Annotated in this window: 12 protein-coding genes, 3 pseudogenes and 1 riboswitch; of the genes and pseudogenes, 8 read left to right on the forward strand and 7 right to left on the reverse strand. The window is 72.2% G+C overall.

What is annotated here, in order from left to right; translation table 11 throughout:
- From D3105_RS19890 to D3105_RS19900, 3 genes and pseudogenes are all read right to left on the reverse strand, one after another.
- Positions 1-1,215, reverse strand: a 1,215-nt coding sequence (locus D3105_RS19890) for an MFS transporter (RefSeq protein ID WP_118904467.1), incomplete at its 3' end; no start/stop codon positions are given.
- A gap of 126 nt (positions 1,216-1,341) precedes the next feature.
- A complete protein-coding gene (locus D3105_RS19895; protein WP_118904490.1) occupies positions 1,342-1,692 on the reverse strand; it encodes an ArsR/SmtB family transcription factor in 351 nt (116 codons plus the stop codon).
- Positions 1,693-1,797: 105 nt separating this feature from the next.
- Positions 1,798-2,159, reverse strand: a pseudogene (locus D3105_RS19900) (aldehyde dehydrogenase family protein); the annotation flags it as partial.
- Between the two features lie 57 nt (positions 2,160-2,216).
- On the opposite strand from D3105_RS19900, the gene cobF reads away from it, so the two are divergent.
- Positions 2,217-3,083, forward strand: coding sequence for a precorrin-6A synthase (deacetylating) (cobF, locus tag D3105_RS19905; RefSeq protein WP_118904468.1), 867 nt, complete (start codon positions 2,217-2,219; stop codon positions 3,081-3,083).
- Positions 3,084-3,093: 10 nt separating this feature from the next.
- Here the strand turns inward: cobF and D3105_RS19910 are convergent, their stop codons facing one another.
- Positions 3,094-3,291 (reverse strand): hypothetical protein, encoded by a 198-nt coding sequence (locus D3105_RS19910; protein ID WP_118904469.1) that lies wholly within the window; start codon positions 3,289-3,291, stop codon positions 3,094-3,096.
- 370 nt (positions 3,292-3,661) lie between these two features.
- Positions 3,662-3,876: riboswitch (cobalamin riboswitch) on the forward strand.
- Between the two features lie 165 nt (positions 3,877-4,041).
- Between D3105_RS19910 and D3105_RS19915 the strand changes: the two are divergent.
- From D3105_RS19915 to D3105_RS19930, 4 genes and pseudogenes are all read left to right on the forward strand, one after another.
- A pseudogene (locus tag D3105_RS19915) lies at positions 4,042-4,773 on the forward strand (5-methyltetrahydropteroyltriglutamate--homocysteine S-methyltransferase); the annotation flags it as partial.
- Positions 4,760-5,110 (forward strand): annotated as a pseudogene (locus tag D3105_RS36090) (Imm49 family immunity protein); the annotation flags it as partial. The pseudogenes D3105_RS19915 and D3105_RS36090, both read left to right, overlap by 14 nt.
- Before the next feature lie 197 nt (positions 5,111-5,307).
- Positions 5,308-6,879, forward strand: a complete 1,572-nt coding sequence (locus tag D3105_RS19925; RefSeq protein ID WP_118904470.1) for a pyridoxal phosphate-dependent decarboxylase family protein — start codon at positions 5,308-5,310, stop codon at positions 6,877-6,879.
- Between the two features lie 70 nt (positions 6,880-6,949).
- Positions 6,950-8,341, forward strand: a complete 1,392-nt coding sequence (locus D3105_RS19930; protein WP_118904471.1) for a lysine N(6)-hydroxylase/L-ornithine N(5)-oxygenase family protein — start codon at positions 6,950-6,952, stop codon at positions 8,339-8,341.
- Positions 8,342-8,409: 68 nt separating this feature from the next.
- On the opposite strand, the gene D3105_RS19935 is transcribed toward D3105_RS19930, so the two are convergent.
- Positions 8,410-9,372, reverse strand: coding sequence for an electron transfer flavoprotein subunit alpha/FixB family protein (locus tag D3105_RS19935; RefSeq protein WP_118904472.1), 963 nt, complete (start codon positions 9,370-9,372; stop codon positions 8,410-8,412).
- 66 nt (positions 9,373-9,438) lie between these two features.
- Entirely contained in the window at positions 9,439-10,224 is a 786-nt protein-coding gene (locus D3105_RS19940; protein ID WP_093437863.1) for an electron transfer flavoprotein subunit beta/FixA family protein, read from the reverse strand.
- Positions 10,225-10,393: 169 nt separating this feature from the next.
- Between D3105_RS19940 and D3105_RS19945 the strand changes: the two genes are divergently transcribed.
- Together D3105_RS19945 and D3105_RS19950 are read left to right on the forward strand one after the other, a co-directional pair.
- Entirely contained in the window at positions 10,394-11,125 is a 732-nt protein-coding gene (locus D3105_RS19945) for a TetR family transcriptional regulator (RefSeq protein WP_118904473.1), read from the forward strand.
- Positions 11,126-11,250: 125 nt separating this feature from the next.
- The gene (locus tag D3105_RS19950; protein WP_010072666.1) at positions 11,251-11,619 is read left to right on the forward strand and encodes a Zn-ribbon domain-containing OB-fold protein; all 369 of its coding nucleotides are present in this window, start codon (positions 11,251-11,253) and stop codon (positions 11,617-11,619) included.
- A gap of 25 nt (positions 11,620-11,644) precedes the next feature.
- Here D3105_RS19950 and D3105_RS19955 read toward each other — a convergent pair whose 3' ends face one another.
- Entirely contained in the window at positions 11,645-12,340 is a 696-nt protein-coding gene (locus D3105_RS19955) for a type 1 glutamine amidotransferase domain-containing protein (RefSeq protein ID WP_118904491.1), read from the reverse strand.
- 116 nt (positions 12,341-12,456) lie between these two features.
- Here D3105_RS19955 and D3105_RS19960 point away from each other — a divergent pair, with 116 nt between their 5' ends.
- Positions 12,457-13,422 carry a LysR family transcriptional regulator gene (locus D3105_RS19960; protein ID WP_118904474.1) on the forward strand — a complete coding sequence of 322 codons (966 nt, stop codon included), beginning with the start codon at positions 12,457-12,459 and terminating at the stop codon, positions 13,420-13,422.
- Positions 13,423-13,461: the final 39 nt, after the last annotated feature.

The following is a 13,461-nucleotide window of genomic DNA, read 5'->3' on the forward strand; positions in this document are numbered from 1 at the left end:
GGCCGGGGCGGGATCACGGGCGGGCCGGCTCGCGCTGGCGGCCGTCGCCGCGGCCAGGGCGACGGCGCCGAGAACCGCGGCGGTGACCGGGAGCCCCGCATCGGCGGTCAGCAGTCCGGCGAGCGGGTACGTCAGCAGCCAGCAGGCGTGCGAGAGCGAGAACTGGGCGGCGAACGCGGCCGGGAGGTCCGCGTCGGAGGTGGAGCGCCGGATGACCCGGCCGCCGGGGGTGAGGACGGCACAGGACGCGGCACCGATCGCCGCCCAGGCCGCCAGGATCCCGGCCCAGGAGCCGGTGCTCGGTGCGCGGGCGGTGAGCGCGGCGACGGCGGCCAGGACCACGGGAAGCGCGAAGGCGGCGGGGAGCATGACGGCGCGGTCGGTGACGTGCCGCAGCAGGCCCGGCAGGAAGAGCGCGGCCCCGATGGACCCCGCGCCGTACGCGGCCAGCGCCAGCGACACCGCACCGGTGGGGCGGTCGAAGTGGTCGCGGACCACGACGACGGTGCTCACGAAGACGACGGCGCCGGCGGAGGCGACCGCGAGGTCGAGCGCCAGGAGCGCCCGCAGGCGCGGGGTGTTCCAGAACAGCCGGGTCCCGAAGACGGCCTTGGCGCACACGCCGCCACCGCGCTCGACGGGCACGGGTCTCGGCAGGGCGACGCCGAGGACGAGGGCGGCGGAGGCAACGAAGCCCACGGTGGTTCCGGCGAACAGCCAGGAGTAGGAGACCAGGGTCAGCAGACCGGCGGCCAGGGCGGGGCTGAGCAGGCTCTCCAGGTCGTAGGCGAGCCGCGAGAGCGACAGGGCCCGGGTGTAGTCGCGCTCGTCGGGCAGCACCTCGGGGACGGTGGCCTGGAAGGCGGGGGTGAAGGCCGCCGACGCCGCCTGCAGCAGGAAGATCAACGCGTAGATCTCCCAGACCTGGGTGACGAACGGCAGGGCCAGGGCGGCACCGGCACGGACGAGATCCGTCGAGACGAGCAGGGCCCGGCGGGGCAGCCGGTCCGCCAGCGCGCCGATCACCGGAGCGATGCCGACGTAGGCGACCATCTTGATCGCCAGAGCCGTGCCCAGGACCGCCGATGCGCGGTCCCCGGCGATGTCGTGCGCGAGCAGACTCAGGGCGACGGTGGCGAGCCCGGTCCCCGTCAGGGCGACGACCTGGGCGGTGAAGAGGTGTCGGTAGGTGCGGTTGCGCAGTACGGACAGCATCGGGTCCCGTCCCGTCCGGTCAGGCGGCGTGGGCGACCCGTACATCGTAATCAACATGTGCGCACCTGTGCACGTATTCTCCAGAGGGCGGCCCTTTTCCGGCCCGACGGCCGGGAACGGCGGTGCTCAGTCGTGCGGGGGCAGGGCGCCGATCTGGTGGTCGGCGACGTTCAGCGCCTCTTCCACCAGACGGCGCAGGTGCCCGTGGCGCAGCCGGTACACGACGCGGCGGCCGTCCTTGCGCGTGCTCACCAGGCCGGCCAGGCGGAGTTTTGCGAGGTGCTGGCTGACCGAGGGCCGCGCGGCACCGCACGCCTCCGTGAGGGTGGAGACGTCGGCCTCGCCGCGTCCGAGCCGCTCCAGCAGGGCCAGGCGGGTGCCGTCGGCGAGCAGGGCGAGGACCGAGACGGCCGTCGCCAGCCGCTCGGCCTGCTCCTGCGAACCGTGTGCACCTGCCTGATGCGTGCTTGCGCCCATGCGGCACATCGTAGGCCGCGGGTGGCCGAGCTCACCGAGCGGATGGCCGAGCTGCGGATCGGCGGCTCGGACGACCCGGACGCCGACTTGGGGCCGCTGGTGGGCGCCCGCGTTGTCGTTGAACTCGCCCTTCAGCAGATGGGGGACGCCCGCGGCGAACTCCACCCCGTCCAGTCCGCGCGCGAGGTCGCCGTGCGCGTCGGCCACGGTCTTGCCGTGCTCCGAGGAGAGCAGCCGGGCCAGGGAGTCCTTCTCCTTCTCCACCAGTTGGAGGAAGCGCAACAGCACGCGGGCGCGGCGCTGCGGGTTCCACTCGCCCCACTCGCGCTGCGCCTCCACGGCGTCGGAGATCGCCGCCTCGGCCTCGGCCCGGTCGGCCGGCGGAACTCGGGCCTGCACGCGGCCGGTGTTGGGGGCGAAGACATCGCCGAAGCCGCCGAGGTGCCGGACGTGTGCTTGCCGCCGATGAAATGGGTGAGCCCGCGTAGGTCGACCCCGTCTCGCCCCTGGCATGATCGGCAGACATGGCGGACAGCAGCGAGGCCCCCCGGCACATCCTGGTCATCGGGATGGGCGCCGGCGACCCCGACCATCTGACCCTCGCCGCGGTGAAGGCCATGCGCCGGGCGGACGTCTTCTTCGTGCTCGGCAAGGGCAAGGAGAAGGAGTCCCTGACCCGGCTGCGGCGCGACATCCTCGACGAGCACCTCACCGGCCCCTACCGCGTGGTGGAGGCCGGCGACCCGTGGCGCGACCGCACCCAGGACGATGCCGCGCGCTACACCTCTGCGGTGCACGACTGGCGCCACCGCCGCGCCGGCATCTGCGAACGCCTGATCACCGAAGAGCTCGCTCCGGGGCAGTGCGGAGCCTTCCTGGTGTGGGGCGACCCTGCCCTGTACGACAGCACGCTCGCGATCCTCGACGACATCCGGGGACGCGGCACGGTGGAATTCGGCCATGAGGTGATCCCCGGCATCAGCAGCGTCTCCGCCCTCGCCGCCCGGCACCGCGTCACCCTGAACCAGGTCGGCCGCCCCATCCACATCACCCCCGGCAGACGGCTGGCCCAGGGCTTCCCCGAGGACGACGGCGACGTCGTCGTGATGCTCGACGGCCATGAGACCTTCACGCATCTGACGGGCCGGGGCCTGTGGATCCACTGGGGCGCGTACATCGGCACTCCCGACGAGATCCTGGTCTCCGGCCCGCTCGACGAGGTCGCCGACGAGATCAGCCGCCTGCGCGCGGAGGCCCGCGCACGGCACGGCTGGATCATGGACACCTATCTGCTGCGGCAGGAGCAGCGCCACGAGAAGGCGGCGGGCGAGGGGGCGGCGGGCCGCCCGGCGGAAGGCGCGGACGGTTCGGTGGGCGGCCCGCACGGCTGACCGGCCCGGGTCAGCGCCGGGACTCGTGTTCCCGGATGACGCCCAGCCCATGACCGAGGCTCGGGCACTCGGCGCTCAGGTCGTCACCCCGCACCAGGTAGTTGTCCACCCGGCCGCCCGTCGGCCGCTCGACCGCGCGGTACTGCGTGCCGTTCACGGTGATCGTCCAGTCGTCGCCGTCCTGGGCCCACCCGACTGTCTTCTTCATATGACGTTTTCCGTTCCTCGATCGGCCCTGCCGGGGATCGGCAGGGCCGTGTAGTGGGAAGAAGAACGGCTTGTGACGCTCCGTGGTTCCGCATTCCCCTACGCCATTCGGTTACATCTGGGTCACTGCCTCCGCACAGTCGAGAGGAGCGACCTGACCGACGGTCAGGGAGCGGATGGCGAACAGCCGAACGGTAGGGGAACCTGATGGGCGTCGGCGCGCCGGTCGTGGGGCGGGCGCTTCGTGTACGGGGCGCTCGGCGGCTCCCCGCTGGTCGTTCTCGGCCGCGGACGGCCGGAAAAGGCCGCCCCGTGTCTCACGTCACCGTCCGAAGTGTGAACGGCCGTGTGCGCCCGGCGGTCGTCCGCCTAGGCTGGCCGGTGCAGCTGGTTCGCCCTGTCCGCCAGGCAGGGTGTCGTAAGAGGGAACCCGGTGGGAATCCGGGACTGCCCCGCAGCGGTGAGTGGGAACGACCGCCGTCATACGCACTGGGCCCGACCGGGCCTGGGAAGCGACGGCCATTAGGTGTCTGCCCCGGCAGACGTGCCCGCGAGTCCGAAGACCTGCCCGTTGCCCGCACGCGACCGTTCGCGTGCGGAGATCTCGGTGACCTCGTGGGCGGGTCGGCGGAACCATCAGGTGGACGGGCACGGTTCGACGTGGCCCGGTGTCCGCCCGATGCGTCAACCCTTCGCGTCCGCGTCCCGTCCCGGGATCTGCACCGCAGACACGCTCGCGAAGGAGAGTCACGTGACAGCGAAGCCCGCAGCCGCGGCAGCACGGGCCACCGTGTACGGCTACCCCCGCCAGGGTCGGAACCGTGAACTGAAGAAGGCCATCGAGGGGTACTGGAAGGGCCGCGTCGACGCGGACACCCTCCGGCGGACCGCCGCCGGGCTGCGCCGGGGAACCTGGCAGCAGCTCGCCGAGGCCGGCGTCCACGAAGTGCCGACCGGTGATTTCTCGTACTACGACCATGTCCTGGACACCAGCGTCATGGTCGGCGCTGTCCCCGAGCGGCACCGCGACGCGGTCCGCGCCGACGCCCTCGACGGCTACTTCGCCATGGCCCGCGGCACGCAGGACGTCGCGCCGCTGGAGATGACGAAGTGGTTCGACACCAACTACCACTACCTGGTGCCCGAGTTGGGACCGGACACGGCTTTCACCGCCGACTCCGCCAAGCAGGTCGCCGAGTTCAAGGAGGCCCTCGCGCTCGGCCACACCCCGCGCCCGGTCCTCGTCGGCCCCGTCACCTATCTCCTGCTCGCCAAGGCGGCCCCCGGTGTGGCCGCCGGCTTCGAGCCGCTGACCCTGCTGGACCGGCTCCTGCCCGTGTACGCCGAGGTCCTCGCCGACCTGCGTGCGGCGGGCGCCGAGTGGGTGCAGGTGGACGAGCCCGCCCTCGTCCAGGACCGCACCCCGGCCGAGCTGAACGCCGCCGCCCGCGCCTACCGCGAGCTCGGCTCCCGATGCCGACGAGCGGGCAGAGGCGGCCGCCGCGCTGGACGCCGCAGGCGCGCTCACTCCCGATCAACGACTGCTGCGTGTCCTCCTCGACGACCAACAGGACGCATTCGAGAAGGCGTTGGCGGACCGGCTCGACGCCTACCGGGAGAGCGTGGGACCCGATCCCGCGCCCCGCACCCTGCTGCCGCTCGACACCCTCGCCCTGGCCGCGCTCGCCGTCCAGGTGCACGGATGGGAACCGGGCGTCCGCTCCGGCTATCTGCCGGCCGAACTGCTGGGCTCCCCGGACGCACTGAGCCGGGCGGCGGAGTCGGGAACCAACAACTTGGGCCCCTGGTACGCGAAGTAGCCTCCCCGATCAGGCGGATCGCGCGTCGTTCGCCCGATTGAAGTTAGGTTAGCCTAACCAGCGAGCCCCGGTGGTGGATCTTTCCGCCTCCGGAGTCGCCCCGCGCGGCCCTCCGGCTTCCGTACGACCTGTCCGCACCACGACCGAAGGTCCTCGCCATGCCGTCTGCTCCGCTCCCGAGTCCCGGTGAACCCTCCATGGAACGCGAGGGGTTGGGCGCGAGCGCCGGTACGCCGTCGAGTCCCGGCGCCGTAGGCGTACGGGGAGGCCTCCTCGCGGGCGGTGCGCACGGGCCGGAGCGCCTGCGGCCCCTGACCGCCATCGTCCTGGACGCCTTGGGGGACGCTGCCCGGGCCCGGGGCGGGCCGCTGCCCGCCGGAGGGCCCGAGTGCGTGGAGCAGAGCACACGCGCCCTCTGCTCCCCGGTCCTGCCGGAGGAGGGCGTCGGCCCCGAGGCCGCGCTGGGGGACGTCGTGCGCGCCGTCGCGGAAGGGGCGGCGGACCCGGCCGACCCCGCCTGCGTCGCCCATCTGCACTGCCCGCCGCTCGCCGTGGCGGTAGCGGCAGACCTGGCGGGGGCGGCCCTCAATCCCTCCATGGACTCCTGGGACCAGGCGCCCGCCGCCGGGGTGATCGAGGACCTGACCACGGCCGCCCTGGCCCGGCTCGTCCACCCCACGGCCCCCGCCCCCGATGCGCTCATCACCAGCGGCGGCACCGAGTCCAACCTGGTCGCCCTCCTCCTCGCCCGGGAACGGGCGGCAGGCGGACCGCTGCGGGTGGTCACCGGTGCCAATGCCCACCACAGCGTCCACCGCGCCGCCTGGATGCTCGGCCTGCCCGCTCCTACGGTTGTCGCCTGCAACAGAGGCCGGATCGACCCGGCGACCCTCGACCGTGCGCTGACCGGCCTCGCGGGATCACCGCTCCTGGTCGTCGCCACCGCCGGGACCACCGACGAGGGGCGCATCGACCCGCTCCCGGAGATCGCCCGCATCGCCGAACGGCACACCGCCCAGCTCCACGTCGATGCCGCGTACGGCGGTCCGCTGCTGTTCAGCGAGCGCCTGGCTCCCCAGCTCGCGGGTCTGGACCACGCCGCCACCGTCACGTTCGACCTGCACAAACTCGGCTGGCAGCCGGTCGCCGCCGGTGTGCTGGCCGTCGCCGACGCCGCGACGCTCGTCCCGCTGTCGCTGCGCGCCGACTACCTCAACGCCGACGACGACACGGAGGCCGGACTCCCGGACCTGCTGGGCCGCTCGATCCGCACCACGCGACGCCCCGACGCCCTGAAGATGGCGGTCACCTTCCGGGCGCTGGGACGCCGGGGACTCGCGGAACTGGTCGAGCACTGTGTCCGGACGGCGCATGAGTTCGGCCGGGCCGTCGACGCGCACCCCCGGCTCCGCCTGCGCCCCGGCGGGATCGGGATCAGCACCGTACTGTTCCGCCCCGCCGTGGCCGACGCGCTGCCCGACGAGGCGGGCGACGTCGTGGTGGCCGCGGTCCGCCGCACCCTGCTCGCCGAGGGGCGCGCCGTCCTCGGCCGGGCGGTGGCGGAGGACGGGGACGGCCGCAGCCGCCTCTGGCTGAAGGCCACCCTGCTGCACCCGAACGCCGCGACGGCCGATCTGCTCCCGCTGCTCGACCTCGTCACGGCGGCGGCGGACCGTGCCACGAGCGCGTCGGCCGCGGAACGCGGTGTGAGGGGAGCCTCGGCGGCCGACGATACCGAGGCACCGGAGACGGAAAGGCTGTCGCCATGACGTCGACGATGCGCACGACTTGCCCGGGACCGACCCCCGCCGCACCCGCGACCCCCGCCGGAGGAACCCGATGACACCCGGACCGCGCACGCCGCCCCTCGATCTGCTGGGGGTGGGGGCAGGGCCCTTCAATCTCTCGCTTGCCGCACTGGCCGATGGCGTTCCCGGACTGCGCACCGCCTTTCACGAGCAGCGCGCCGCGTTCCACTGGCACCCGGGGCTGCTCATCGAGGGCGCGACCCTGCAAGTGCCCTTCCTGGCGGACCTGGTGAGCCTCGTCGAGCCCACCAGCCCCTGGTCGTACCTCAATTACATCAAGATCCGCCGCAGGCTCTTCCCGTTCTACTTCGCCGAGCGGTTCCACATCCACCGCTCCGAGTTCGACAACTATCTGCGCTGGGTGAGCACAGAACTGCCCTCCACCCGTTTCGGACACCGCGTCGACACGGTCGTCTGGGACCCCGGACAGGGTGCGTTCGCCGTGGAGTTCACCCGGCTCGGCCCCGACGGGGAGACGCTCACGAGCGGGCTGACCCACGCCCGTAACCTGGCCCTCGGCGTCGGCACGGCACCCCATGTCCCCGAACCACTGCGGGAGCTGGTCCGGGACCCTGCCGCCGTCGTGCTGCACTCGGCGGACTATCTCGCCCAGCGGGACCGGTTGCTGGCCGCCCGCCACATCACCGTCGTCGGCTCGGGCCAGTCGGGCGCCGAAGTCCTGCTGGACCTGCTGCGCTCCCGGCCCGAGGGAGCGGAGGGGCTGACCTGGCTGGCCCGTACGCCGGCCTTCGCGCCCATGGAGTACAGCAAGATCGGCCTGGAACAGTTCACCCCCGACTACACCCGCTACTTCCACGGCCTTACGCAGGCCACCCGGGACCGGCTCCTGCCCCGCCAGTGGCAGCTGTACAAGGGCGTCAGCGGGGACACGCTGGGGGACATCCACGACGAGCTGTATCGCCGCAGCCTCGGCGGAGAGTGGCCCGACGTCACGCTCACGCCGGGCATCGAGGTCACCGGCGCGACCACCACGGGTGCGGGGCGGATCGAACTGAGCGTCGAGCACGGCCAGCAGGAGGCGCGGGGTCGACTCGTCACGGACGCCGTCGTGCTCGCCACCGGCTACCGGGAGCGCCCGGTCGACAAGCTGCTCGCGGCCCTCGACCCGTACGTCGTCCGCGACGAGGCGGGGCGTCCGCAGGTCGACGCGGCCCAACGGCTCGTGCTCGCACCGGAGATCGCCGGTTCCGTCTTCGTGCAGAACGCCGAACGGCACACGCACGGCGTCGGCACACCGGACCTGGGCCTGGCCGCCTGGCGGTCGGCCGTCATCGTCAACGCGCTGACGGGCAAGGAGTTCTACCCGCTGCCGGAGCGCACGGCCTTCACCACGTTCGGCCTCGGCACGCAGGACCGCGACGACCGGGGCCCGTCGGCACGTCCGGCCGAGGAACGACGCTGACGGAACGCGGCCGGGCCGCGCGGCGGGGTTTCACCGTGCGGCCCGGCCGCGTTCCGTTCACCAGGAGGTCAGCCCTTGCGGGTGTTGATCTCGTCGGTGAGCTGGGGGACGACCGTGAAGAGGTCGCCGATGACGCCGTAGTCGACGAGTTCGAAGATCGGGGCTTCGGCGTCCTTGTTGATTGCGACGATCGTCTTCGAGGTCTGCATGCCCGCCCGGTGCTGGATGGCTCCGGAGATGCCGGAGGCGATGTACAGCTGCGGGGAGACGGACTTGCCGGTCTGCCCGACCTGGGAGGTGTGCGGGTACCAGCCCGCGTCCACCGCCGCACGCGAGGCGCCCACCGCGGCGCCCAGGGAGTCGGCGAGGGCTTCGATCAGCGGGAAGTTCTCCGCGCCGTTGACGCCACGGCCGCCCGAGACGACGATCGCGGCCTCGGTCAGCTCCGGGCGGCCGGTCGACTCACGTGCCGTCCGCGAGACCACCTTGGTGCCCGTCGCGCTCTCGCCGAACGACACCGTCAGCGCCTCGACCGCACCGGCGGCGGCGGCCGGCTCGACCGGGGCGGAGTTCGGCTTGACCGTGATCACCGGAACGCCCTTGGAGACCCGGGACTTGGTGGTGTAGGACGCGGCGAACACGGCCTGCGTCGCCACCGGGCCCTCGTCCCCGGCCTCCAGGTCGGTGGCGTCGGTGATGATGCCCGACCCGATCCGCAGCGCGAGACGGGCGGCGATCTCCTTGCCCTCGGCGGAGGACACCACCAGTACCGCCGCGGGGGAGACGGCGTCGAACGCGGCCTGCAGCGCGTCGACCTTCGGCACCACCAGGTAGTCCGCGAACTCCGGGGCGTCGGAGGTCAGGACCTTCACCGCACCGTGCTCACCCAGCACACCCGCGGTCGCCTCGGCACCCGAACCCAGGGCCACCGCGACCGGGTCACCGATCCGACGCGCCAGCGTCAGCAGCTCCAGGGTCGGCTTACGGACCGCACCATCCACATGATCGACCAGAACCAGAACTTCAGCCATGACAACGCACTCCAGACAGACGAGAGAAGAGAGGGAGGAAGAAGAGGGAGGACCGAGCGTGCGGGATCAGATGAACTTCTGGCCCGCGAGGAACTCGGCGAGCTGCTTGCCGCCCTCACCCTCGTCCTTCACGATCGTGCCCGCCGTGCGCGCCGGACGCTCCGTCGCCGAGTCGACCGCCGTCCACGCACCCGCCAGACCCACCTCGTCCGCGTCCAGCTCCAGGTCCTCCAGATCCAAGGACTCCACCGGCTTCTTCTTCGCCGCCATGATCCCCTTGAACGAGGGGTAACGCGCCTCACCGGACTGGTCGGTCACCGACACCACCGCCGGCAGCGACGCCTCAAGCTGCTCGGTCGCGGTGTCACCGTCACGACGCCCGGTCACCACACCGTCGTTCACCGACACCTCGGACAGCAGCGTCACCTGCGGCACACCCAGGCGCTCCGCCAGCAGCGCCGGCAGTACGCCCATCACACCGTCCGTCGAGGCCATACCGCAGATCACCAGGTCGTAGCCGGTCTTCTCGACCGCCTTCGCCAGCACCAGCGACGTACCCATCACATCGGTGCCGTGCAGATCGTCGTCCTCGACGTGAACCGCCTTGTCCGCACCCATCGACAACGCCTTGCGCAACGCGTCCTTGGCATCCTCCGGACCCACCGTCACCACGGTGATCTCCGCATCGTCCGCCTCGTCCGCGATCTGCAACGCCTGCTCGACCGCGTACTCGTCCAGCTCCGACAGCAGACCGTCGACATCCTCACGGTCCAGCGTCAGGTCATCGGCGAAACGCCGGTCACCGGTCGCGTCGGGCACGTACTTCACACAGACAACGATCCTCAAGCTCACGCCGGCTCTCCTGCCTACCTGGGTGTGATCCCACCTGGGTGTCATTCGTACTGGTGAAGAGACTATGGCACTCAGTACCCTCTGTAAAGGTACCCAGTGCCAAACCACCTCTTCCGGTGCTACGTTTCGCCGCATGAGCGAGGCGCGAGGACCCGAGAAGAAGGCACCCATGCGGGAGGTGCTGGCGCAGGCCGCCTTCCAGCTCTTCCTGGAGCGGGGCTTCGAGCGGACGACCGTGGACGACATCGTCGCGCGGGCCGGTGTGGGCCGGCGGTCGTTCTTCCGCTACTTCCCGTCGAAGGAGGATGCGGTCTTCCCCGATCACGAGCGCTGCCTCGCCGAGATGACCGAATTCCTGGCCGCGGCCGACGACGATGATCCGGTCGGCGCGGTGTCCGACGCCGCGCGCATCGTGCTGCGGATGTACGCGGCCAACCCCGAGTTCTCCGTCCAGCGCTACCGGCTCACCCGAGAGGTGCCGGGGCTGCGGACGTACGAGCTGTCCGTGGTGCGCCGCTACGAGCAGACCCTCGCCGGTCATCTGCGGAGCCGGCTCGGTGAGGGCGGTGACGGGGCGCTGCGGGCCGAGGTGATCGCCGCGTCCGTGGTCGCCGCGCACAACAACGGGCTGCGGCTGTGGCTGCGTTCGGGCGGGGAGGGGGACCCCGAGGTGGCGGTCGACCATGCGCTCGCCCTGGTGCGCGAGGTGTGGGGGCGGCCTGCCGCCTCCGCGGCCTCCACCGCCCCGGCCGCCCCCGCCGTCTCCGAAGCCTCCGCCGTCCCCTTTGCGGTCTCCGGTGGCGGTGACGGCGACGGCGAGGTGGTCGTGATGGTCGCGCGGAAGGGCACCCCGATGTGGCGCGTCGTGCAGCAGATCGAGGCGGCCGTCGGCGAGAACTGAGTATCAATGGGCACTCAGTGCCTTTACTGTCCGGCACTCAGTGCCATATGGTGCGGACGCGCCGGCAGTGCAGGTGCGGCGCGTCCGAGTCGAGCGCAGGGGGTCGAGCCGTGTCCCAGACAGGAATGGGTACCGTCCAGAAGGCGCACGAGGAGTGCGGCCTTGCCTACCACCGCTGCCGCTGGTGCGGCACCGCCTCCTTCCGGCGGCTGCTGTGCCCGGTGTGCGCGTCCAGCGAACTGGAGCCCGAACGCACCACCGGCGACGGCGTGATCGTCCGGACCGCCGTGATCCACCGCTACACCGAGGCGGCACGCAACGAGTCCCTGGTCCGGTTCTCCGAAGGGTTCGTCTTCCGCTGCCGGATCGTGGGTGCGGCCCCGCACCTGGTGACGGTCGGGGCGCGCGTCCGGCCCGTCTCCGGGGACGAGCCGGAGACGGGCGAGGTGGTGCTGGAACTCTGCGAGCCGCCCGCACGGCAGGACTGGATCTGAACGGACCCGGCCGCCGGGCGGACGGTCAGCCGAGCCGGTTGATCAGTTCGGCGGCCAACGGGGCCGACGAGGCAGGGTTCTGACCGGTGATCAGGTTCCGGTCGGTGATGATGAACGGCGCCCAGGGCTCACCCTCCTGGAACTCCGCGCCCGCTGCCACCAGCCGGTCCTGGAGCAGCCACTTCGCCTGGTCCGCGAGGCCCGCCTGGGTCTCCTCGGTGTTGGTGAAGCCGGTCAGCCGGTACCCGGCGAACACGTTCGTCCCGTCGGGGCCGGTCGCGGCCAGCAGCGCCGCCGGACCGTGGCAGACCACGCCCAGCGGCTTGCCCGAGGCCAGCGCGGCGGTGAGCAGTCGGCCGGAGGCCTCGTTCACCGCGAGGTCCTCCATCGGGCCGTGGCCGCCGGGGTAGAACACCGCGTCGTACGCGTCCAGGTCCACGTTCTCCAGCGCGACCGGCCGCCGCAGCTCCTCGAACGCGTCCAGCGCGGCCGCGACCCGGTCGGCGCCTTCCTGACCGCCGTTGAACTCCGGCGCCAGGCTGCCGCGGTCCACGGTCGGGACGACGCCGCCCGGGGTGGCGACGACCACCTCGTGACCGGCGGTGGTGAGGGTCTGGTACGGGGTCACGGCCTCCTCGGCCCAGAAACCCGTGGGGTGCTTCGTGCCGTCCGCCAGGGTCCAGTGGTCCGCGCCGGTCACCACGAAAAGGATCTTTGCCATGTCGTACGTCTCCATAGATCAGAGGGGCTGTCGAGGGGTCGGTCGGGGGCTCGGGAAGTGCTGACCTGTGCGACGGTAGGCCGGATCGTCCATAGGTTTCCAATAGGCTGGCAGCTATGAGAAATAAGGATCCTGATGGGTTCGCCGGGCTGGTCCGTCCGGCGGACGCACCACCGGGTCCGGCCGATCTGAATCTGCTGCGGACCTTTCTGGCCGTGCACCGGTCGGGGTCCTTCACCGCCGCCGCCCGGCTGCTCGGCCTCTCCCAGCCGACCGTCACCGCCCAGATGCGCTCGCTGGAGCGGCAGGTGGGCCGGGAGCTGTTCGAACGGCTGCCGCGCGGGGTCGCCCCCTCGCCGTACGCGGACGAGCTGGCGGCCCGCATCGTCGCTCCGCTGGACGCTCTCGCCGAGGTCACGGGCGATACGGTCCCGGCCGGTGAACGCCCGGCCGACCCCGTCCACCTGGCGGGCCCCGCCGAGCTGATGTGCCTGCGGGTGCTGCCCGCGCTGGCTCCGCTCGTCGCGGACGGACTGCTGCTGCGCGCCGCGACCGGGCTCACCGATGCGCTCCTGGACGAGCTGCGGGCGGGCCGCCACGACCTGGTCATCGCCACCGCCCGGCCGCGCGGCAGGGCGCTGTCCGCGGTGCCGTTGATGGATGAGGAGTTCGTGCTGACGGCCGCACCGCACTGGGCCGCCCGGATCGGGGGACCGGAGAACCTCGCCGCCCGGGGGCCGGGCGTGCTGCACGGCCTGCCCCTGGTGACGTACGCCGAGGACCTGCCCATCGCCCGCCGCTACTGGCGACACGTCTTCGGCCGCCGTCTCGACTGCCCGGCCGCCGTCACCGTGCCCGACCTGCGCGGGGTGCTCGCCGCCGTCGTGGCCGGGGCAGGCTTCTCGGTGCTGCCGCGCTACCTCTGCGCGGACGAACTGGCCTCGGGCGCCCTCGTCGAGCTGTACGCCCCCGAGGACCCGCCGATCAACACCGCGTACCTCGTGCAGCGCCCCGGTTCCGCCGTCAACCCTCAGGTGGCGCGGGTGCGCGATCTGCTGATCGAGGCCGCCCGGGCGTGGTGAGCGTCCGGTCGGCGACGGCGAAGAGCGCGTGCAGCAGGA

The organism is Streptomyces globisporus, assembly GCF_003501885.1.
Lineage (GTDB): Bacteria > Actinomycetota > Actinomycetes > Streptomycetales > Streptomycetaceae > Streptomyces > Streptomyces globisporus_D.